Source organism: Streptomyces sp. NPDC048650, assembly GCF_043199095.1.
GTDB lineage: Bacteria > Actinomycetota > Actinomycetes > Streptomycetales > Streptomycetaceae > Streptomyces.
The window spans coordinates 1-20,194 of record NZ_JBICVM010000001.1 but is presented as its reverse complement, the minus strand read 5'-3'; the positions used below and the strand labels follow the sequence as shown (position 1 = coordinate 20,194).

The window sequence follows — 20,194 nt, the reverse complement described above, 5'->3', positions numbered from 1 at the left end:
ACGGGAGGCCGCCGCCCGTCCGGTGCACCGCCGCGCCAGGGGCCCTCGCCGGCTCCGCAGACCGGAGAAACCATGAACTCAGCAGCCACCCGCACCGACACGCCGCCACCACCGCAATCGGGGAGCGACGACATCGCCTCCATATCCGGCAAGGCGGTCCGTCCCGGTGACCGGATCTTCCTCGGGCTCTCCCGCGGCTCCGGCATCGCCCTCCTGGTGATCATGGCGGCCATCGCCGCCTTCCTCACCTACCGGTCCGTGCTCGCCGTCTCCGGCGACAAGGCCGACTTCTTCACCAGCCTCGACTGGAACGCCACCGGCGCGGAGCCGAAGTTCGGCATCGCCGTCCTGGCCTTCGGCACGGTCGTCAGCTCCGTGATCGCGATGCTCATCGCCGTCCCCGTCGCGGTCGGCATCGCGCTCTTCATCTCGCACTACGCCCCGCGCAGGCTCTCCTCGCCGCTCGGCTACGTCATCGACCTGCTCGCCGCGGTGCCCAGCATCGTCTACGGCCTGTGGGGCGCGCTGTTCCTCGTACCGCATCTGAGCGGCCTCTACGGCTGGCTGGACGACTACCTCGGCTGGACCGGGATCTTCAGCTACAGCGACGGGGCCGCCCGCTCCCTGTTCACCGTCGGCATCCTGCTCGCGATCATGATCCTGCCGATCGTGACCAGCGTCAGCCGCGAGGTCTTCCTCCAGGCGCCGAAGATGCACGAGGAGGCCGCCCTCGCCCTCGGCGCCACCCGCTGGGAAGTCATCCGGATGTCGGTGCTCCCCTTCGGCCGCTCCGGTGTGATCAGCGCTTCCATGCTGGGCCTGGGCCGCGCGCTCGGCGAGACGATGGCCGTCGCCACGGTGCTCTCCCCCAGCTTCCTGATCGGCAGCAGCCTGCTGGATCCGGGCGGCGGCACGTTCGCCCAGAACATCGCCAGCAAGTTCAGCGAGGCCGACACCTTCGGCCAGGACGCCCTGATCTCGTCCGGCCTCGTCCTCTTCGTGATCACGCTGCTCGTCAACGGTGCGGCCCGCCTGATCATCGCCCGCCGCAAGGAGTACTCGGGAGCCGCCGCATGAGTGTGATGACTGACCGCACACCGGTCGCCAGTGACGGCGCCCCCCTCACCGTCTCCCTCAAGCAGGCCCGGCTGCCCCGCTGGACCCCGCCGGTGCTCGCGCTCGTCGCGGCCGGCGCGGGCTGCGGCATCGGCCTGGCCGCCGGGCTGGACAGCACGATCCAGTGGGGCCTGATCGCCGCCCTGCTGTTCGTCCTCGGTACGTACGCGCTGGCCGCGGCCGTCGAAGGCGGCCGGCAGGCCAAGGACCGGCTGGCCACCTCCATGGTCTGGATGGCCTTCCTGCTCGCCGTCGTCCCGCTCGCCTCCCTGCTGTGGGAGACCGTCGCCCGCGGCTCCACGGTCCTGGACGGCTACTTCCTCTCCCACTCCATGGGCACCCTGCCGGACGCGATGCCCGGCGGCGGGATCTACCACGCGATCATCGGCACCCTGGAGCAGGTGGGCCTGGCGACCCTGATCGCCGCACCGCTCGGCCTGCTCACCGCGATCTACCTCGTCGAATACGGGCGCGGCCGACTCGCCAAGGTCGTCACCTTCTTCGTCGACGTGATGACCGGCATCCCGTCGATCGTGGCCGGCCTGTTCATCCTCTCCGTCTGGATCCTGATCCTCGGCTTCGGCCCGTCCGGCTTCGCCGGCGCGATGGCCCTGGCGATCCTGATGGTGCCGGTCGTCGTCCGCTCCACCGAGGAGATGCTCAAGCTCGTCCCGAACGAGCTGCGCGAGGCGTCCCTGGCCCTGGGCATCCCCAAGTGGCGCACGATCCTCAAGGTCGTCCTCCCCACCTCCATCGGCGGCATCACCACCGGCGTGATGCTCGCCATCGCCCGGATCGCCGGCGAGACCGCCCCGGTGCTGCTCCTGGTGTGGGGCGCGAAGACGATCAACAACAACCCCTTCGAAGGCGCCCAGCAGTCACTCCCGCTGTATGTGTTCCAGCAGTGGCAGCAGGGCTCCGAGGCCTCCTACGACCGCGCTTGGGCCGCGGCCCTGGTCCTCATCGCCTTCGTCATGATCCTCAATCTGGTGGCCCGCGGCATCGCCCGCTGGAAGGCCCCCAAGACCGGTCGCTGAGGCGACATTTTCGGCTCCGCCGAGTGGGGCCTGTCAGCGACCCTCTGAAGCACCGAAAGAAGCAGTGATCCCATGGCCAAGCGAATCGACGTCAGCGGCCTCTCCGCCTACTACGGCAGCCACAAGGCCATCGACGACATCTCCATGACCGTCGAGCCGCGCTCGGTGACCGCGTTCATCGGCCCGTCCGGCTGCGGCAAGTCGACCTTCCTGCGCACCCTGAACCGGATGCACGAGGTGACCCCCTCGGGTCGCGTCGAGGGCAAGGTGATGCTCGACGACGAGAACCTCTACGGCTCCGGCGTCGACCCGGTCGCCGTCCGCCGCACCGTCGGCATGGTCTTCCAGCGCCCCAACCCGTTCCCCACGATGTCGATCTTCGACAACGTCGCCGCCGGGCTGCGGCTGAACGGCTCGTACAAGAAGAGCGAGCTCAAGGACATCGTCGAGAAGTCCCTCAAGGGCGCCAACCTCTGGAACGAGGTCAAGGACCGCCTCAACAAGCCCGGCTCCGGCCTCTCCGGCGGCCAGCAGCAGCGTCTGTGCATAGCCCGCGCCATCGCGGTCGAGCCGCAGGTCCTGCTCATGGACGAGCCCTGCTCCGCCCTCGACCCGATCTCCACCCTCGCCATCGAGGACCTGATCGGCGAGCTCAAGGAGCGCTTCACGATCGTCATCGTGACGCACAACATGCAGCAGGCCGCCCGCGTCTCGGACCGTACGGCCTTCTTCAACCTCGCGGCCGTCGGCAAGCCCGGCAAGCTGATCGAGATCGACGAGACCGAGCGGATCTTCTCCAACCCGTCGGTGCAGGCCACGGAGGACTACATCTCCGGCCGGTTCGGCTAGGCCCACCCGGCCGACGCCCCCGAGCGTCCTGCGGTGCTGCATGGCGGTGCCACCGCATGACGAAGGGCCCGCCCCCTCCGAGGGGGCGGGCCCATTTGCGTGCCGGGGCCTCGGCCCCGGTCCGCTAAGCGAACGCGAGCTGAATGATCCAGTACGCCAGCGCCGCGACTCCCGCCGCCGCCGGCATGGTGATGAACCAGCCCATCACGATGTTCTTGGCCACGCCCCAGCGCACCGCGCGCGAGCCCTTGGTCGAGCCGACGCCCATGATCGCGGAGGTGATGACATGCGTCGTGGAGATCGGCGCCTGGAACATGAAGGACGCGGTGTACATGACCGAGGCGGCCGTGGTCTCCGCCGCGAAGCCCTGCGGCGGGTCCAGCTCGATGATCCGCCGCCCGAGCGTCCGCATGATGCGCCAGCCGCCCGCGTACGTGCCGAGCGAGAGAGTGAGCGCGCAGGCCAGCTTGACCCAGATCGGGATGGCGTCGTTCTCGTCCTCGACATCCGCGATGACCAGGGCCATCACCACGACACCCATGGTCTTCTGGGCGTCCTGCAGACCGTGGCCGAGCGCCATACCGGCGGCCGAGACGGTCTGCGCTATGCGGAAGCCACGCTTGGCCTTGTGCGGGTTGGACTTCCGGAACATCCAGAGGATGGCGACCATCACGAGGTAGCCGAGCACCAGGCCGATGACCGGCGAGATGAACATCGGCAGGACGACCTTCTCGACCACCCCGGTCCAGATCACCTCGGTGCCGCCCGCCAGCGCCGCACCGACCATGCCGCCGAAGAGCGCGTGCGAGGACGACGACGGAAGCCCGAAGTACCAGGTGACGAGGTTCCACACGACCGCGCCGAGCAGCGCGGCGAAGAGAATGCCCATCCCCTTGTTGCCCTGGGGAGTGGCGATCAGTCCTTCACTGACCGTCTTGGCGACCCCGCTGCCCAGAAAGGCACCGGCGAGATTCATCACGGCGGCCATCGCGAGCGCCGCCCGCGGGGTCAGCGCCCGCGTCGAGACCGAGGTCGCGATGGCGTTCGCCGAGTCGTGGAAGCCGTTGGTGTACGTGAAACCGAGCGCGACCGCAATGGTCACGATGAGCGCGAAGGTGTCCATGGCCGGCGCTCAGGACTCCTTGACCGCGATGGTCTCGACCGTGTTGGCGACGTGCTCGAACGCGTCCGCCGCCTCTTCCAGGATGTCCACGATCTGCTTCAGCTTGAGCACCTCGATGGCGTCGTACTTGCCGTTGAAGAGGTGGGCGAGCAGCTTGCGGTGGATCTGGTCGGCCTGGTTCTCCAAGCGGTTGACCTCGATCCAGTACTCGGTGAGGTTCGACATCGTCCGCAGGTTCGGCATCGCCTCGGCGGTCAGCTCCGCCGCCCGCGCCAGCACCTCGATCTGCTGGTCGACGCCCTTGGGCAGCTCCTCGACCTTGTACAGAACGACAAGATCGACGGCCTCCTCCATGAAGTCCATGATGTCGTCGAGCGACGAGGCGAGGTTGTAGATGTCCTCGCGGTCGAACGGCGTGATGAAGGACGAGTTCAGCTGGTGGAAGATCGCGTGCGTCGCGTCGTCCCCGGCGTGCTCCGCCGCCCGCATCCTCTCGGCGATCTCTGTCCGCGCGGAGGCGTCGGCCCCGAGCAGTTCCATCAGGAGCTTGGAGCCCGTGACGATGTTGTCCGCGGAGGCGGCGAACATGTCGTAGAAGCTCGTCTCCCTGGGGGTCAGACGAAAGCGCACGTGAAATCCTCGGGGTGCATCGGATTCGGTCGAGTTGATGCTAGGCGCATCATCCAGCCACAGCTAACCGGCATTCCTTCAGTGTCGCCCATCGGGCAGCATGCTCTGCACGGGGTACCTCCAGTGCCCGTAAAATTCGGTACAATATACCCGCCAGGGGTATACGGATCGCCTGTATACGGAACGTCGAGATACCACGGGAGACGGCCATGACGACCACGGACGCCGACGGCAGCGCCGCAGCCGCCGCGGACCCCCGCACCCCCCAGCCGGGCACCGACCCTGGCGCGGTGACCGATCACGACCGCGGCATCCACGGCTACGCCAAACAGAAGGACGCCCACCTCAAGCGGCTGCGCCGGATCGAGGGCCAGATCCGCGGTCTGCAGCGGATGCTCGAGGAGGACGTCTACTGCATCGACATCCTCACCCAGGTCTCGGCGAGCACGAAGGGCCTGCAGTCCTTCGGCCTCCAGCTCCTCGAGGAGCATCTGCGGCACTGCGTCGCCGACGCCGCCGTCAAGGGCCCCGAGGCCATCGACGCCAAGGTCCAGGAAGCGACCAAGGCCATCGAGCGGATGCTGCGCACCTGACCGGCGGGCCGCGGAGGCCGGCGCCCCGTCAGGCGCGCTCCGCCGGGCCCGGGGGCGGCGGCACCAGCCCCGCCTGCCCACCGTCGGGGCCGTCCACGTCCAGCACCTCGTCGATACGGTCCGGGCTGAGCCGATCCTCCTCGGCGGCCGCTGCCGCGATCATCAACTCACCAGCCAGGTCGATCTCGTCGAGGGCTACGGGGTCCTGAACCGTTGCATGGCGGTGCGCGGCCACGGACAACACCTCCTCCTTCGAGCGCCTTGCCACGCCTCTGGTGGTCACGGTCCAGCGTAGGGACGGGCACACGCTCCGCGCATGGCACGGATGGACCATTTACGCCATCCGGCAGTCGCCCCCGGCAGATGCCCGGGGCGAACGCACGCCACGAATCCGGCCACCGCCCCGCTACCGCCCCGCCGACGCGATCTTCCCGGCGTAGATGTCCCGGTCCCGCGGCAGACCCACCACCGCCTTCGCCCCGAAGCCGGAAAGCTCTGTGACAGACGTCACCGGCGCCCCGTTGGGCACACCGTTGGCGAACCGGAACCGCTGGCGCACCTTGCGCAGCCGCCCGGCGTCGTCGAGATACGCGTCGAACGGCACGGCGTGGGTGGTGAACCCTTTCTCCGCGGCAACCAGCGCCGGCCGGCTGCGCCGCGACGCCTTCCCGGCCGCCGACCCGATGTCCGCAATGCCCCGATAGTGCCGGACGGCCACCCCGCCCAGCCGCTCCTCACCCCGGTACGTCACCCCATGCGCGCCCCGCAGCAGTTCCGCGGCGGCCAGCGGATCGGTCACACCGCCGGTGACCAGATTCCCGTCGTCCAGCGAGGCGGTCGCCACCCTGACCCATTTGTCCGCCGGGACGCCGGCTCCGCGGTTCTTCATGAACAGCGCACCGGGCGCCAGGATCTCGGTGATCGGCTGACGGCCCTCACCGGGCCGGTCCGCGGGGTCCGGCAGCAGGACACTCAGCCGGCCGCTGCCCGTGCGGAAGTCATAGACACCGCTGCTCCGGATGGCGACGCGGGTGCCGCCGCTCGCGGTCTCCATCGCCGTACTGACCCGCGCGGAGCCGGCCCGAACCAGCGCGTCCGCGCTACCCAGCACCTCGGAGGCGGCCGCACCCCGGTCCGGGAACGCCTGGTCGTCGGCGGCGGCGCCGTCGGAGGAACAGCCCGTCGCCAGGAGCCCGGCGGCCAGGCCCGTCCCGCACGCCACGGCCATGACGACCGTGCCGCCACCTCGTCTGTCCTGCACCATCGCGTACGAGCCCCCTCGGCCGCTGTGTTCGGGACGGCCGGTACCGGCCGTCCCGTTCAACGACCGAAACCGGCCGCCCGTCACGCAGCCCCCCTCGGGGCGCGTAGCGTGGCGGCGTGCCCCACCGAGCCCCGCACGCGACCTCCACCGCCGAGCGCGGATCCTTCTGCCACGCCCGTTGCGACTGCGGCTGGCGGGGGCCCGCCCGCCGCGCCCGCTCCCAGGCTCGTACGGACGCCGTGCGCCATCACACCGCCGCCGAGGGCGAAGCGGAACGCCCTGCGGAATGACCCGGCCCGCACCGGGAACCCCCAACGCCCCCCGCGCATCTGGGTAAGAGGGGAGCGGAACACCGCACGGCAGCAGATTTCATGGCCGCCGTCGGGCGCGGTAAAGCAGCAAGTACCGCGTCAACACGGGTCATTTCCGGACACCACGGCTGACGTCCGTGCTGCCCCTCCGTGCGGCGATCCGCCCCTCGCACACGCCTCGTGAACACCGGCCGGCGAACGGCGGGCGGGGCCGGACCGTACACATCGAGGGGGACACATTCCTGTGAAGCGGCGCACACTCCTGCACGCCGGCAGCGGACTCGCGGCGACCTCGGTCGCCTGGGCCACCGGCTGCGACACCAAGACCGGCAAGGCGGGTGCGGCGCCCTCCGCCGGCGCGACCGCCACCGGCGCGGCACAGACCAACGCGGCCTCCGCCCCCGCGCGCATCGCCGCCGGCCGGGCCACCCGGTCCTCCTGGACCGCACTCGGCAAGAGCCTGGACGGCAAGCTGATACAGGCCTCGGACGCGGCGTACGCCACCGCCCGCCGCCTCTACAACACCCGCTACGACGGGCTGAAACCCTCGGCCATCGCCTATGTCCGGCACCCGTCGGACATCGCCGAATGCCTGGCCTTCGCCCGCCGTTACGACACCCAGATCGCCATCCGCAGCGGCGGCCACTCCTACGCGGGCTGGTCCAGCGGCAACGGCAAGCTCGTCATCGACGTCTCCGCCCTCTCCAAGGTCGGCGCACCGTCCGGCGGCGTCACCCGCATCGGCGCCGGCGCCAAACTCATCGACGTCTACGAGGGCCTGGCCCCGCACGGCGTGACGATCCCCGGCGGCTCCTGCCCCACCGTCGGCATATCCGGCCTCACCCTCGGCGGCGGCCATGGCGTCGCCTCCCGCGCGTACGGCCTGACCTGCGACAGCCTCGTGGGCGCCACGGTCGTCACCGCCGACGGCAAGACCGTCGAGTGCGACGCCTCCCACCACTCCGACCTCTTCTGGGCGCTGCGCGGCGCGGGCAACGGCAACTTCGGCGTGGTCACCGACCTCCGCTTCCGTACGCATCCGGCGCCGCGCGCGGTGATGGCGTACATGACCTGGCCGTGGGCCAAGGCGGCGAAGGTGGTGGCCTCCTGGCAGAAGTGGGGCCCGGTGCAGGCCGACGAGATATGGTCCGCCTGCCATCTCGACGCGCGCCCCGGCGGCACCCCGTCCGTCTCCGTCGCCGCCTTCTCCCTGGGCAGCTACCGCGACCTCCAGAACGCCGTCGACAAGCTCGCGGACCAGCCCGGCGGCCCCGGCCCCGCCACCAGTGTCCACCTCACCCCGACCGGCTACCTGGACGCGATGGAGTCCTACGCGGGCTGCTCGTCCAAGACCACCGGCCAGTGCCATACGCCGGGCAGCCTCCCCGGCCAGACCGGCGCCGGCCAACTGGGCCGCGAGACCTACGCCGCCCGCTCGCACTTCTTCGACCGCTCGCTCTCCGCGGCCGGCATCCAGACCCTGATGGCACAGATCGAGAGCGGCGGCCGCAAGGGCGTCAACGGCAACGTCGCCCTGACGGCGCTGGGCGGCGCCATCAACCGCGTGGGCCGCACCGACACCGCGTTCGTCCACCGCGGATCCCGTTTCCTGGCCCAGTACTTGACGTCCTGGCCGGCCAACGGCTCCCCCACCACCCGCACCGCATGGCTGAATTCCTTCCATGACGCCATGCGCCGCCACTCCTCCGGCGCCGCCTACCAGAACTACACGGACCCGGCGCTCACCGACTGGAAGACCGCCTACTACGGGCCGGCCGCGGACCGCCTCGCCAAGGTCAAGCGGAGCTACGACCCGCAGCGGCTGTTCAGCACCTTCCCGCAGGCGCTCTGAACCCTCTGCACACGCGGGACGGCCCGGCCCCCTCGCCGGGGGCCGGGCCGTCCCGCGCTGTCCGGGGCCCGCTCAGGCAGCCAGATCCTTGTCCCGCTCCCGGCGCCGCGCCCGTACCGGCGAGCCGCCGGCCACCGTCCGCGCACCGTCGGCGTCCTGCTCGGCGGCGGCGTCCGCCCGGCCGTCGCCGGCATCCGCCGCACGCCCGCCCGGAGCCTGCACCAGCCAGCTGATCCAACCGACCCGCGAGCGCCCGATCGCCGTCATCAGCGGCACGAGCAGGGCCTGCGCGACCGGTGCCAGCAGCAGCGCCACGGCCGTGCCCAGCGCGAACCCGCCCACCACGTCGGTCGGGTAGTGCACGCCCATGTACACGCGGCAGAACCCCTCGGCCAGCGCCAGCGCGATCCCTGCCAGCCCGTACTTCCGGTGGGCGACGAACAGCCCCACGCCGACCGCCATGGTCAACGTCGCATGGTCGCTCACGAACGAGAAGTCGCTCTTGCTCGGGATCAGCACTTCCAGCCCGGCGTGATCCTTGAACGGCCGCGGCCGCTCCACGAACGCCCGGATCGGGATGTTGGCGAGCAGCGCGAGACCGGCCGCCAGCGGCGCCCAGACCAGACCTGCGACGGCGGCGGGCGCGTCCGGCTTGCGGCGCGCGGCCCACCAGGCGATCAGGCACAGCACGCCGAGCGCGGCGATGATGCCGTACTCACCGATGTACTCCATCGCGCGGTTGACCCAGTGCGGCGCATCCTTCGCAAGGCCGTTGATGCCGTCGAGCACGTCGACATCGGGGTTCGGCCCCTCCAGTGCGAGTCCAGCCATCTGCCGCGACCCCTTACCTTTCGCGCGCGCGAGCGCCTGTGTGTGCTGCCTGCCCCCGTGATCGTCGAGCGTCTGCCGTGTCCCGTGCTGTCGGCCCGGATACGTCCACACGTCCCCACGCCAAGGAAACGCGGGGCCGCCCTCCGGCGTTCCACTCTCCACCGGATGATCACCAGGACGTTATCGAAGCTTGACTCATCGCCGCAGTTCAGGGCCGGGTTGAGCCCCGCTCCGGCCCCATCTTCACGCAGCACGCGCACGCGGCAGCGCTTTCGCGCCATCCGACGTGACCCGGGTCGCCCCGATGTAGTCCGGCGTATCGATCTTGTCGAACCGAATGACGGCCCCCGTGTACGGGGCGTTGATCATGTAGCCGCCGCCGACGTAGAGCCCCACGTGGTGGATCGACCGCGGGTCCTTGAGGTCGTACGCGAAGAACACCAAATCGCCCGGGAGCAGCTCGCTCCGCTGCGGATGCGGCCCGGCGTTCCACTGGTCGTTCGCCACCCGCGGCAGCTCGATGCCCACCGAGTGGTACGCGGCCTGGGTCAGCCCGGAACAGTCGAACCGCCCGCCCTGCTGCGCCGTGCCGGTCCCGCCCCACAAATACCTCGTCCCCAGCTTCTCCTGGGCGTAGTAGATGGCGGCCGCGGCCTGCTTCGACGACGCCACCGGCCCCGTCGGCGCCTCGAAGCTCTTCGCCAGCGTCGTGATCGTCTTCACGTAGTTCTGCGTCTCGCGGTACGGCGGCACCCCGTTGTACTGGATCACCCGGTACGCCCCCGCGTTGTACGCGGCCAGCATGTTGTGCGTGGCGTTCCCCGCCGCGTTCTTCACGTACTTGGCCAGCTCGCAGTCGTACGAGGCGGCCGACGGAATGGCGTCCTCCGGGTCCCACACGTCCCGCTTGCCGTCGCCGTTCCCGTCCACGCCATGCGTCTGCCACGTCCCGGGGATGAACTGCGCCATCCCCTGCGCGGCCGCCGGACTCTGGGCCTTCGGGTTCCAGCCGCTCTCCTGATAGAGCTGCGCCGCCAGCAGCGACGGGCTGATCGCCGGGCAGAGCGTTCCCCACTTCTGCACCAACGACTGATACGCGGCCGGCACCGCCCCCTTGGCCAGCCCGACAGCACGCTCCCCGGCGCCCGCCAGACCGGCCGCCGCCGAATACGTCCCCACCACCAGCAGCCCGAGCAGGCAGAGCACCAGCCCCACACCGAGGCCACCCGCAACCCAGAATTTCCGCACCCCCCAACCCTCCCCCATCCGCACCGGGTTCACCGGATTTTCCCGTACCCACGCGCGATTTACGGCCGCATGGCGGGGCACGGGACGGCGCGGGGAAGCGTCGGGGGCACACCGCCGCGGAGAACGGTCGGGGGCACCGCCGCCCGGCACGTGCGGTGGCCGGGATACGCGACACTGAGCAGGACGCCTAGGACGGGACGCACCCGATGGACCAGAACAACCCGAAACAGATGAGCCGCCACCTGTGGTGGCGCGTGGGGTACTTCCTGTTCGCCATCCACCTCGTGGCGCTCGTCATGATCTTCGCCGTGTCCCACGCCCCCGAGTAGACCGGCCCCGCCCCCGCGGGCGTCCCCCGACTCCCCCGGCCCCGCCCAACGCCGCCCGCGGCCGCGGATTCCGGGACCTGACCGGCCCGACAGACCGGGCACGACCGGCCGGCCACCGCCCCCCGACAATCATTGCTCAGGGTTATCGACCGTGATACACACAGTGAGACAAATGGGCTCAAGGGGCGACGTGAGTGCCCACGCACACACCTCTCCCACGGGATCCTTCAAAGAAAGCCGCCAAGTCGACTTCTGACGGCGTCTTCGTCAGCGAAGATAGAGGCTGACTGTGCCTTTCGACGCAGCACACAACAACCCATAAGGGGCGGTGAGTTCATACATGTCACACATGATCCTTGCAGCAGAAAAGGGCGACATCACCACCATCATCGGCGGAATCGCCCCGGACTGGGGGCCGTTCGGCAGCCTGGGCAACGAGGCGCGAGTGATGGTCGAAGTGGTCATGGCGGTCGCGATCCTGCTGTGCCTCGGCATCGCGATCTGGGGCGCGGCCAAGCAGCGCATCGGCGCCACCGCGCTGCGCGACACCTTCAGCGCCGAGCAGGGCAAGGGGCTGATCGTGGCCGGCCTGACCGGGGTCTTCATCATCGGATCCCTCGGCACCCTCTTCACCATCGTCTACGGAATGGCGGTCTAGCGGTCGCACCCGGCCCCACGGCCATACCGCGGCCCGGCAGCCGCCCACCGCCCCGCAGTCGCCGCCGCCCGGCAACGCCCCCGGCACGCCCTGCTCCTGCCCCCGCCCCTGTCTCCACGCACCGCCCCCGTGCGCCCCCGTCCGCCACCCCTCCGCCGCCCCCGTGCCCCCACTCGCCTCCACCGGCCCCACCTCCCCTGCCGAGGCCACATGCTGACGCCCACTCACCCCGGCCCGCCGCCGCCCCCGTCACTCGCGCGCCGGCCCTGCCACCAGCGGGCCGATTGGGCGGGCCGCTGCGCGGGGACAGGTGCTTCCGGAGAGAAGAAGGCCCCGGCAACCGCGGCGCAGGCGATCGGAACAAATACCCCAGAGTCCCCCATTCGCCTCTGCCGCCCAGCATCTGAGGATCCGTCACCGTGAGATGTACTCGTACCACTTCGCCCGAGCCGCCGCCCACGCGGCTACGGTCATATGAAGGCGGCACAACACCGGCACGGACGGCGACGGCGGCAGAGGGGGCACAGGCGCGATGAGTCTCAGCGACGACGGCGGCTACGGCGGCGACCGGGGCCCCGAGACGGGCCAGACCCGTACGAGACTTCCCGACGGCGAAGGCGACACCTACGGCACCGGACGCCGGCCCCGGGCCGGCATGTCCAGCCGGAACCTCGTGATGGCCGTCGGCGTGGTCGTCCTGCTGATCGCCGCCATCGCCTTCGCCAACCGCGGCGACGGCGGCACCGGCGAGACCGCCTCAGACGACTCCCCCAAGAGCGCCGACACCCAGCCCACCGCCCCCACCGGCACCAAGCCCGTCACCGGCAAACACGGCACCATCGCCACGGGCTTCGCCAAGACGGAACAGGGGGCACAGTCGGCGGCGGCGAACTATGCGGTGGCGCTCACGAGCGACGGGATGTACCAATCGGCGAGGCGGCAAGAAATCGCTAAGGCCGTGTATGCACCGGCAGTAGCAGCCGCGCGCAAGAGCGACCTCGACAAGGTGTACTCCGATCCTCGATTCCTCGGGCGCATCGGCCTGAAGCCGAACGGCAGCGCCCCCAGCGGCATGACCTTTGTCTCCCGCGCCAACCCGGTCGGGACAAAGATCGAGTCGTTCAAGGCCGACTCCGCCAAGGTCTCGGTCTGGTACTCCGCCCTCTTCGGTCTCGCGGGTACCGAGTCCAAGAACCCCGTGTCGGAGAGCTGGTACACGAACACATTCGACCTCAAGTGGATCGACGGGGACTGGAAGGTCACGTACTTCACGCAGAAGGACGGGCCAGCTCCGGTCGGGCGGGACCAGGCCGCCGCATCGGCAAAAGACATGACCAAGGCCGTGCAAGGGTTCGGAGGGTTCACTTATGCCCGCTAACAGTCGCCGCACCCTCTCGCTCACAGCGTTGGTGACGGGTATCCAGACAGCCGCGATCCTCCTGGCCACACGTGCCGTCGCTGCCCCGGATCCCAAGCCCGGAAGTGACCCCTGCGACCTCATCCGTGGCCCCGCCAAGGACTACTGCCAATCCGGCGACAAAGCCGGATCCGGTTCCGGCTCCCCCAAGCTCCCCTCCACCAACCCCCTCGACAACAACCCCCTCGACCCCCTCACCTCCCTGGCCAAAGGCTGCGCCAAAGCCGCCGCGTGGATCGTCACCAAGCTGTCCGAGGCCGTAAAGGCAACCTCCCAGGTCGACTTCACCAACGCGGCCTTCCTGCGCCAGTACGCGGTCGTCTTCGCGGCCTCCACCGTGCTGACCCTGGTGCTGTGGCTGCTCGCCGTCGCCAAGCGCGCGGTCCGCGGGGTACGGCTCACCGAGGCGATCAGCGAAGCGGTCGGCTTCCTCTGGCTGACCGTCCTCGCCTCCGCCTTCACCCCGCTCATCCTCTACACGGTCGTCTCGGCGACCGACAGCGTCACCGAGATCATCGCGAAGGGGACCGGGGCCCAGACCGACACCTTTTTCGGGGCGTTCTCCCAGGCGCTCACCAAGGGGACGGACATCGGCGGCGGCCCGATCATGCTGATCGTGGTGTCCCTGGTGTCCGTGCTCGCAGCCGGTGTGCTCTGGCTGGAGCTGGTGGTCCGCGCCGCGCTCCTGTACGTCGGCGCGCTGCTCGGCACGGTCGTGTACGCAGGGTTGGTCGACAAGAACATGTGGGCGCACGTGCGCCGCTGGGCGGGCGTCATGATCGCAGTGATCATGGTGAAACCGGTCATCGTGATAGTGCTCGGCATCGCCGGCGCGCTCTCCTCGGACAAGGGCCCCAACGCCTTCTCCGCGGTCGTCTCCGGCCTCGCGATCATCCTGCTCGCCATCTTCGCCAGCGCCATGATCTACCGCTTCGTCCCCGGCTTCGGAGACGAGATCGCCACGTCCCGCAACAACCGGATGAGCCGCGGCGCGGAGAACGCCGCGGCCGCCGTGCTCAGCTCACCCGCCGCGCTGGTGTCCCAGGGCATCAAGACGCACAGTTCGCGCCGATCCGGCGACGGCGGCGGCCAGGGCGGGCAGAGCGCCCAGGGCGGCCAGTCCCGCCCGGCCGACGCCGTGGCCGGCGGCGTCGCCGCGCACAGCTCGCGCACCGGCGGCGGCCGGGCCGCGCCCCCCGCTCCCCGTACGAACCCCAAATCCGGTCCGAGCACCAGCGCCCGCACTGGCAAGACAGCAGGAGGTGATGGGCGTTGAGCACGCACTCCCACCCGATCGCACCCCGGCGCACCTATCTGATCGGCCGCGCCCGGCCCAACGCGATCGTCGGCAAGAACCGCGAGACCGGCGAGATCGCGCTGATCATCGCGGGCGCGTTCCTCGGCATGATGTGCGGCCTCCTGGTGCCGGTGCTCCCGCTGCGGATCGCCACGCTCACGGGCTTCCCGATGCTCGGCCTCGCCGCCGTCTACGTCCCGTACAAGGGCCGTACGTTCTACAAGTGGTTCGAGGTCAACCGCAGCTACCGCCGTACGGTCCGCAGCAGCGCCGTCTACCGCTCCGGCGCCACCGAGGCGGGCACCCGGCTCGACGGTCGCGAGATCGAGATCGGTCCACCGCCCGGCATCGGCCGGATCAACTGGCTGGCCGCCCCCTTCGGTCCGGACGAGATCGCCGTACTGCTGCACGCCGACCGGCGGACCGTGACCGCGGCGATCGAGATCGAGGGCCCGGGCGTCGGCCTCCGCGACAGCGAGGACCAGGAGGCGCTGGTCGACCGCTTCGGGACCCTCCTCAAGCACGTCGCCAACGGGGACGGATTCGTCACCCGCCTGCAGATCCTGGCGCGCACCCTGCCCGCCGATCCGGACGCGCACGCCAAGGACGTCACCCAGCGCGGCGACCGCAACTCCCCCCACTGGCTGCAGGATTCCTACGACCAGCTCCAGTCGATGGTCTCCACCTCCTCCGAGCAGCACCGCGCCTACCTCGTCGCCTGCATGCACTACACCCGCGAACTGGCCGCCGAGGCCCACACCATGGCGCGTGCGGCGCGTACCCACCGCGGGGGCCTGCTCGGCAAGAAACTGGACCGCGACGCCGGCCTCGCCGTCGTCATGGCCCGCGAGCTGACCGACATCTGCGCCCGGCTCGCGGAGGCCGACATCCGCGTACGCCAGCCGCTGGGCCAGGGTCGCCTCGCCTCCCTCGTGCACTCCATGTACGACCCGGACCACCCCATCGACCACATCCAGGCGATGAGCAAGCGCAACGCCTGGCCTGCCGAACTGGACGCCACCCAACCGACCTACCTCCAGGCCAAGACCCGCGAGTCGACGACCCGCGCGCCCTGGTGCCACTCCACCGCCTGGGTCAAGGAGTGGCCGCTGACCCCGGTGGGCGTCAACTTCCTCGCCCCCCTCCTGGTACACACCCCCGACGTGATCCGTACGGTCGCCGTCTGCATGGACCTGGAGCCCACCGAGGTCGCCATCGAACGGATGCTGACGGAGAAGACGAACGACGACGCCGAGGCCAGCCGCGCGGCGAAGATGAACCGCGTCGTCGACCCCCGCGATGTCGCACACCACGGCCGTGTCGACCAGCGGGGCGAGGACCTGGCCTCCGGCGCGGCAGGCGTCAACCTCGTCGGCTACATCACGGTCTCCTCCCGCTCACCCGAGGCACTCGCCCGCGACAAGCGCACCATCCGCGCCTCGGCCGGCAAGTCCTACCTCAAGCTGGAGTGGTGCGACCGCGAGCACCACCGGGCGTTCGTCAACACCCTGCCGTTCGCGACCGGGATCCGCCGCTAAGCCGCTGGGAGGCGCGTACGTCATGGCCATGTTCGATCCGCTCGGTGCCCTCACCGACGCTTTCACCAGCTTCCTGTTCGGGAAGGTGGAGACGACACGGCTGCCCGTACGCACCTCCACCGGCCAGGCCCAGGCCGTGTACCTGCCGACCGCGGCCCCCGGCCTCGGCGACTCCGGCGTGATCATCGGCCGCGAGGTCTACAGCGGCAAGGGCTACATCTACGACCCCTTCCAGCTCTACGGTCAACAGCTCCCGGCGCCCCACTGGCTGGTCCTCGGCGAATCCGGCAACGGCAAGTCCGCACTGGAGAAGACCTACGTCCTGCGCCAGCTCCGCTTCCGCGACCGGCAGGTCGTCGTCCTGGACGCCCAGGGCGAGGACGGCGTCGGCGAATGGAACCTCATCGCCCAGGAGCTGGGAATAACCCCCATCCGCCTGGACCCCACAGCCGCCCTCAACGGCGGAATCCGCCTCAACCCGCTCGACCCCTCGATCACCGCCACCGGCCAACTGGCCCTGCTCCGAACGATCATCGAGGTCGCGATGGGGCACGGCCTGGACGAACGCTCCGGCTTCGCCCTCAAGGTGGCACACGCCTACGTCACCGAGACCATCACCAACCGCCAGCCCGTCCTCACCGACATCGTCGAGCAGCTCCGTCACCCCGAGGCGGAGTCGGCGGAAGCCATGAACGTCGACATAGACGACGTACGGGCCTGGGGCCTGGACGTGGCGCTGGTCCTGGACCGCCTCGTCGACGGTGACCTGCGCGGTATGTTCGACGGCCCGACGACGGCGGGCATCGACCTCGACGCACCCCTGATCGTCTTCGACCTCTCGCACATCGACCGCAACTCCATCGCCATGCCCATCCTGATGGCGATCGTCGGCGTATGGCTGGAACACACCTGGATCCGTCCCGACCGGAAGAAGCGCATCTTCCTGGTCGAGGAGGCCTGGCACATCATCAACTCCCCCTTCGTGGCTCAGCTCTTCCAGCGCCTGCTCAAGTTCGGCCGACGACTCGGCCTGTCCTTCGTGGCCGTCGTCCACCACCTCAGCGACGTGGTCGACGGCGCCGCGGCCCGGGAGGCCGCGGCAATCCTCAAAATGGCCTCGACCCGGACCATCTACGCCCAGAAAGCCGACGAGGCCCGCGCCACCGGCCAGGTCCTCGGTCTGCCTCGCTGGGCCGTCGAGATCATCCCGACACTCACCCCCGGCATCGCGGTCTGGGACGTCAACGGCAACGTCCAGGTCGTCAAACACCTCATCACCGAGGCCGAACGCCCGCTGGTCTACACCGACCGGGCGATGACCGAGTCCTCCGCCATGCCGACGGACGAGGCACGCGCCCTCGAAGCCGCGGCGGACGCCGAGGCGGAGGCACGCGCCGAAGCCATGGCGATGGAGCGGCAATGGCGGGACGAGTCGAGCGAGACGGTGGCGTGACACGCGGATACGAGCCGGAACGGCGTCATGGCAGATACGACGGCAGGCGCGACCCCGACGACAGGGGTGCTCGCGGTCGCGAGCGCGGCGTCCCCGACGCGCTGCTCATCGGGCTCCTCCTCTTCCTCCTCGGCCTGACCCTGCTGGTCTGGACGGCAACCGGCCTGGCCGGGCTGCTGGCCCACGGCGCCTGGCCCTCCGGAGTCACCTACCCGGGCACCCCCATGGCCCTGCGCCACCTCGTCTCCGCCCCGCACGACCTGCCCGCAGCCTGGCCCGACGCTCCCAAGGGCCGGCTCTCCGGTTACGGCCTGTTCTGGGGCATCCTGATCGGCGAGCTGATGGTGCTGCTGGTTCTGACGATCTTCACGCTGGGCACGGTCACCCGCCATCGCGCCGTACGCACCGCACGCCGCCAAGCGGCCCGCGCGAGAGCCCAGGAGGCGGCGGCCGAGCCCGCGACGACGGCTCCCCCCACCCACACCCCGGCACCTGAACCCGCATCTGCCCCGCCCCCCGCTTCCCTCCGGAAGTCCCCCGCCGCGACCGGCACTTCCACCCCGCCCGCCGCCGGCCTTCTCCCCGACCAACGGCCCGCCACCGCGCCCGATTCCCCAATCGACACCACATCGGCCGAATCACCCGAAGAGGTGAACGCCGCCGTCCTGGCTTCCCTCATGGAACCGGCCGGCACCACGGAACCGGCCGCAGCAACGGCGGCCCTGCCCCAACCTGCCTTTCCCCGCGTCCACTTCACCCCGGACCGCACCGCCGCCCGCGCCGCCGCAGCCGCCGCCGTGACCGCCGCCGAAGGCCCACTGATCGTCGCCACCACCGACCCCGCGCTCTGGGCCGACACCAAGGACGCCCGCGCCAAACTCGGCCCACTGCTGACCTACGACCCCACACACCGCCTCGACACCCCGGCCCGGCTGCGCTGGTCGCCGACCGCAGGCTGCGAGGACATCGCCACGGCCACCGCCCGCGCCGCCGCCCTGCTGGCCCCCGTCCGCCCGACAAGCACGCTGGACTCGGCCGTCGCGGACGCCGCCCAGACCCTGCTGCGCTGCTGGCTGCATGCCGCCGCCATCGACGGCCGCCCGTTCCGCCAGCTGCACCGCTGGGCCCACGCCACAGGCGCCGCACAGGAACCCGTGCGCATCCTGCGTACCAGCCCCAAGGCGTCCGGCGGTCAGGCCGGCGAGCTGGAATCCGTGCTCACGGCACACGCCGAACGCCGCGAGATGGCCAAGGAGTTGATCGGCCACGCGCTGACCGCTCTCTCCTCGATCCACATCCGCGACGCCTGCAATCCTCCCCGAGCGGATTCGCTCATTCTCGAATCATTCCTCGACGAGGGGGGAACGCTCTACGTGGTAGGCGAGCCCATCGAGGATCCGCGTACCGACCCGGGTGCGATGCCACTGCTCACCGCACTCCTCTCGCACGTGGTCGAGCACGGCCGCCGCATGGCCGAACGGTCATCTGACGGTCGGCTCGACCCACCAGTCACCCTGGTCCTGGACGACATCGCGGCGCTCGCCCCCCTGCCCGCGCTCCCCGGCCTCCTCGAACCGGGCCCCCCACGCGGCCTCCACACCCTGGCCACCATGCGCTCCCCGGAACAGGCCCGCGCCCGCTGGCCCCACCAGCCCCTGCCTGTCTGAGAACCCCGGCGACGGTCTCTCCGGCGGCCAGTCCCCGGTGCTCCCGCCCCGCCGCCCGTGCCCGCTCCTCACCTCATGCGTCCCTGACCAGTGCCATCTCCCGCTCCACGGCCGTCTCGTCCTTCGGGTCGGCCATGGTCCGCCCCGTCTCCGCAAACCCCAGTGAGCGGTAGAAGGCCGCGGCACGTTCGTTCTCCTCGTGCACCCACAGCCGTACGCGTTGCACCACCGGGTCCGTCAGGCTCCACGACCACTCGACGGCGGCCCCGAACAGCTCCCGCGCCAGCCCGGACCCCCGGTGCTCGGGCCGCATGTACACCGCCACCAGGTGCGTCTGCGGCATGTCCTCGTGCTCCTCCACGAGCACCACCACCATGCCGCCCCACCTGCCGTCGTCGCCCTCACCGACGAACGTGAGCGCCCTGTTGTCCCCGCCGCCGGGTGTCGCCACCTGCTGCCAGTACGTATCCGGGCGGCCGGCCGCCGCCGCAAAAGTCTGGGTGAACGCCACCCGGGCCACCGGATCGGACAACGCCGCCAAACGCAGCTCCTTGAGCTGCCGCCATTCATCCGCCTGCACCGGCCTGATCACGTAACCCATGCGGCTCAGCATCGCAGTACCCCGGACCATCTGCCGGCGACATAAAAGATCCCGAACGCAAAAATGCCTCATTCTCCGAGCCGAAACTCGGGGAATGAGGCATTTTCTAAAAATTGTTCGGCGGCGTCCTACTCTCCCACAGGGTCCCCCCTGCAGTACCATCGGCGCTGAAAGGCTTAGCTTCCGGGTTCGAAATGTAACCGGGCGTTTCCCTAACGCAATGACCACCGAAACACTATGAAGTTGACCAACCCGGCATCAACACAGGTCGTTACTTCAGAACCTACACAGTGGACGCGAGCAACTGAGGACAAGCCCTCGGCCTATTAGTACCAGTCAACTCCACCCGTTACCAGGCTTCCATATCTGGCCTATCAACC

20 protein-coding genes and 1 rRNA gene are annotated in these 20,194 nt (G+C 70.1%); 13 read left to right on the top strand and 8 right to left on the bottom strand.

The features are described from left to right. Positions 1–72: 72 nt before the first annotated feature. The 3 genes from pstC (at position 73) to pstB (ending at position 3,002) form a co-directional block, all read left to right on the top strand. Positions 73–1,077 carry a phosphate ABC transporter permease subunit PstC gene (gene pstC / locus ACGFML_RS00105; protein ID WP_393538296.1) on the top strand — a complete coding sequence of 335 codons (1,005 nt, stop codon included), beginning with the start codon at positions 73–75 and terminating at the stop codon, positions 1,075–1,077. Beyond that, positions 1,074–2,153 (top strand): phosphate ABC transporter permease PstA, encoded by a 1,080-nt coding sequence (pstA, locus tag ACGFML_RS00100; RefSeq protein WP_393538294.1) that lies wholly within the window; start codon positions 1,074–1,076, stop codon positions 2,151–2,153. The genes pstC and pstA overlap by 4 nt, the downstream gene beginning before the upstream one ends. 72 nt (positions 2,154–2,225) lie before the next feature. Then, positions 2,226–3,002 carry a phosphate ABC transporter ATP-binding protein PstB gene (gene pstB, locus ACGFML_RS00095; RefSeq protein ID WP_393538291.1) on the top strand — a complete coding sequence of 259 codons (777 nt, stop codon included), beginning with the start codon at positions 2,226–2,228 and terminating at the stop codon, positions 3,000–3,002. A gap of 124 nt (positions 3,003–3,126) precedes the next feature. Here the strand turns inward: pstB and ACGFML_RS00090 are convergent, their stop codons facing one another. Continuing rightward, positions 3,127–4,125 carry an anion permease gene (locus ACGFML_RS00090; RefSeq protein ID WP_393538289.1) on the bottom strand — a complete coding sequence of 333 codons (999 nt, stop codon included), beginning with the start codon at positions 4,123–4,125 and terminating at the stop codon, positions 3,127–3,129. 9 nt (positions 4,126–4,134) lie between these two features. Continuing rightward, the gene (locus ACGFML_RS00085; protein WP_128509895.1) at positions 4,135–4,755 is read right to left on the bottom strand and encodes a DUF47 domain-containing protein; all 621 of its coding nucleotides are present in this window, start codon (positions 4,753–4,755) and stop codon (positions 4,135–4,137) included. Between the two features lie 209 nt (positions 4,756–4,964). Here ACGFML_RS00085 and ACGFML_RS00080 point away from each other — a divergent pair, with 209 nt between their 5' ends. Next, complete coding sequence (locus tag ACGFML_RS00080) at positions 4,965–5,348, top strand: metal-sensitive transcriptional regulator (protein WP_393538286.1); 384 nt, start codon at positions 4,965–4,967, stop codon at positions 5,346–5,348. Between the two features lie 28 nt (positions 5,349–5,376). Here the strand turns inward: ACGFML_RS00080 and ACGFML_RS00075 are convergent, their stop codons facing one another. Both ACGFML_RS00075 and ACGFML_RS00070 read right to left on the bottom strand, forming a co-directional pair. Continuing rightward, the gene (locus ACGFML_RS00075) at positions 5,377–5,592 is read right to left on the bottom strand and encodes a hypothetical protein (protein ID WP_393540307.1); all 216 of its coding nucleotides are present in this window, start codon (positions 5,590–5,592) and stop codon (positions 5,377–5,379) included. Between the two features lie 162 nt (positions 5,593–5,754). Further along, positions 5,755–6,612 carry a hypothetical protein gene (locus ACGFML_RS00070; RefSeq protein ID WP_393538283.1) on the bottom strand — a complete coding sequence of 286 codons (858 nt, stop codon included), beginning with the start codon at positions 6,610–6,612 and terminating at the stop codon, positions 5,755–5,757. Positions 6,613–6,728: 116 nt separating this feature from the next. On the opposite strand from ACGFML_RS00070, the gene ACGFML_RS00065 reads away from it, so the two are divergent. Both ACGFML_RS00065 and ACGFML_RS00060 read left to right on the top strand, forming a co-directional pair. Continuing rightward, on the top strand, positions 6,729–6,902 hold the full coding sequence (locus tag ACGFML_RS00065) for a hypothetical protein (protein ID WP_393538281.1): 174 nt from the start codon (positions 6,729–6,731) through the stop codon (positions 6,900–6,902). A gap of 265 nt (positions 6,903–7,167) precedes the next feature. After that, complete coding sequence (locus tag ACGFML_RS00060; protein ID WP_393538279.1) at positions 7,168–8,775, top strand: FAD-binding oxidoreductase; 1,608 nt, start codon at positions 7,168–7,170, stop codon at positions 8,773–8,775. Positions 8,776–8,847: 72 nt separating this feature from the next. Here ACGFML_RS00060 and ACGFML_RS00055 read toward each other — a convergent pair whose 3' ends face one another. Further along, complete coding sequence (locus ACGFML_RS00055) at positions 8,848–9,606, bottom strand: phosphatase PAP2 family protein (protein WP_393538277.1); 759 nt, start codon at positions 9,604–9,606, stop codon at positions 8,848–8,850. A 243-nt stretch (positions 9,607–9,849) separates the two neighbouring features. After that, positions 9,850–10,854 (bottom strand): NlpC/P60 family protein, encoded by a 1,005-nt coding sequence (locus ACGFML_RS00050; RefSeq protein ID WP_393538275.1) that lies wholly within the window; start codon positions 10,852–10,854, stop codon positions 9,850–9,852. A gap of 206 nt (positions 10,855–11,060) precedes the next feature. Between ACGFML_RS00050 and ACGFML_RS00045 the strand changes: the two genes are divergently transcribed. The 7 genes from ACGFML_RS00045 (at position 11,061) to ACGFML_RS00015 (ending at position 19,213) form a co-directional block, all read left to right on the top strand. After that, on the top strand, positions 11,061–11,183 hold the full coding sequence (locus ACGFML_RS00045) for a hypothetical protein (RefSeq protein ID WP_393538273.1): 123 nt from the start codon (positions 11,061–11,063) through the stop codon (positions 11,181–11,183). Between the two features lie 349 nt (positions 11,184–11,532). Continuing rightward, positions 11,533–11,841, top strand: a complete 309-nt coding sequence (locus ACGFML_RS00040; protein WP_033266422.1) for a hypothetical protein — start codon at positions 11,533–11,535, stop codon at positions 11,839–11,841. Positions 11,842–12,373: 532 nt separating this feature from the next. Further along, positions 12,374–13,219: a hypothetical protein gene (locus tag ACGFML_RS00035; RefSeq protein ID WP_393538271.1), complete on the top strand. Its 846-nt coding sequence runs from the start codon at positions 12,374–12,376 to the stop codon at positions 13,217–13,219. Then, entirely contained in the window at positions 13,209–14,534 is a 1,326-nt protein-coding gene (locus tag ACGFML_RS00030; protein WP_393538269.1) for a hypothetical protein, read from the top strand. Before ACGFML_RS00035 ends, ACGFML_RS00030 begins: the two co-directional genes overlap by 11 nt. Next, positions 14,531–16,093 carry an SCO6880 family protein gene (locus ACGFML_RS00025; RefSeq protein WP_393538266.1) on the top strand — a complete coding sequence of 521 codons (1,563 nt, stop codon included), beginning with the start codon at positions 14,531–14,533 and terminating at the stop codon, positions 16,091–16,093. The genes ACGFML_RS00030 and ACGFML_RS00025 overlap by 4 nt, the downstream gene beginning before the upstream one ends. Positions 16,094–16,121: 28 nt before the next feature. Continuing rightward, positions 16,122–17,546, top strand: coding sequence for an ATP-binding protein (locus ACGFML_RS00020; RefSeq protein WP_393540305.1), 1,425 nt, complete (start codon positions 16,122–16,124; stop codon positions 17,544–17,546). Continuing rightward, positions 17,513–19,213: a type VI secretion protein gene (locus ACGFML_RS00015; RefSeq protein WP_393538263.1), complete on the top strand. Its 1,701-nt coding sequence runs from the start codon at positions 17,513–17,515 to the stop codon at positions 19,211–19,213. Before ACGFML_RS00020 ends, ACGFML_RS00015 begins: the two co-directional genes overlap by 34 nt. Before the next feature lie 73 nt (positions 19,214–19,286). Here the strand turns inward: ACGFML_RS00015 and ACGFML_RS00010 are convergent, their stop codons facing one another. Together ACGFML_RS00010 and rrf are read right to left on the bottom strand one after the other, a co-directional pair. Further along, a complete protein-coding gene (locus ACGFML_RS00010) occupies positions 19,287–19,814 on the bottom strand; it encodes a GNAT family N-acetyltransferase (RefSeq protein WP_393538261.1) in 528 nt (175 codons plus the stop codon). A 115-nt stretch (positions 19,815–19,929) separates the two neighbouring features. Then, positions 19,930–20,046: ribosomal RNA gene (gene rrf / locus ACGFML_RS00005) — 5S ribosomal RNA — on the bottom strand. Between the last annotated feature and the right edge of the window lie 148 nt (positions 20,047–20,194).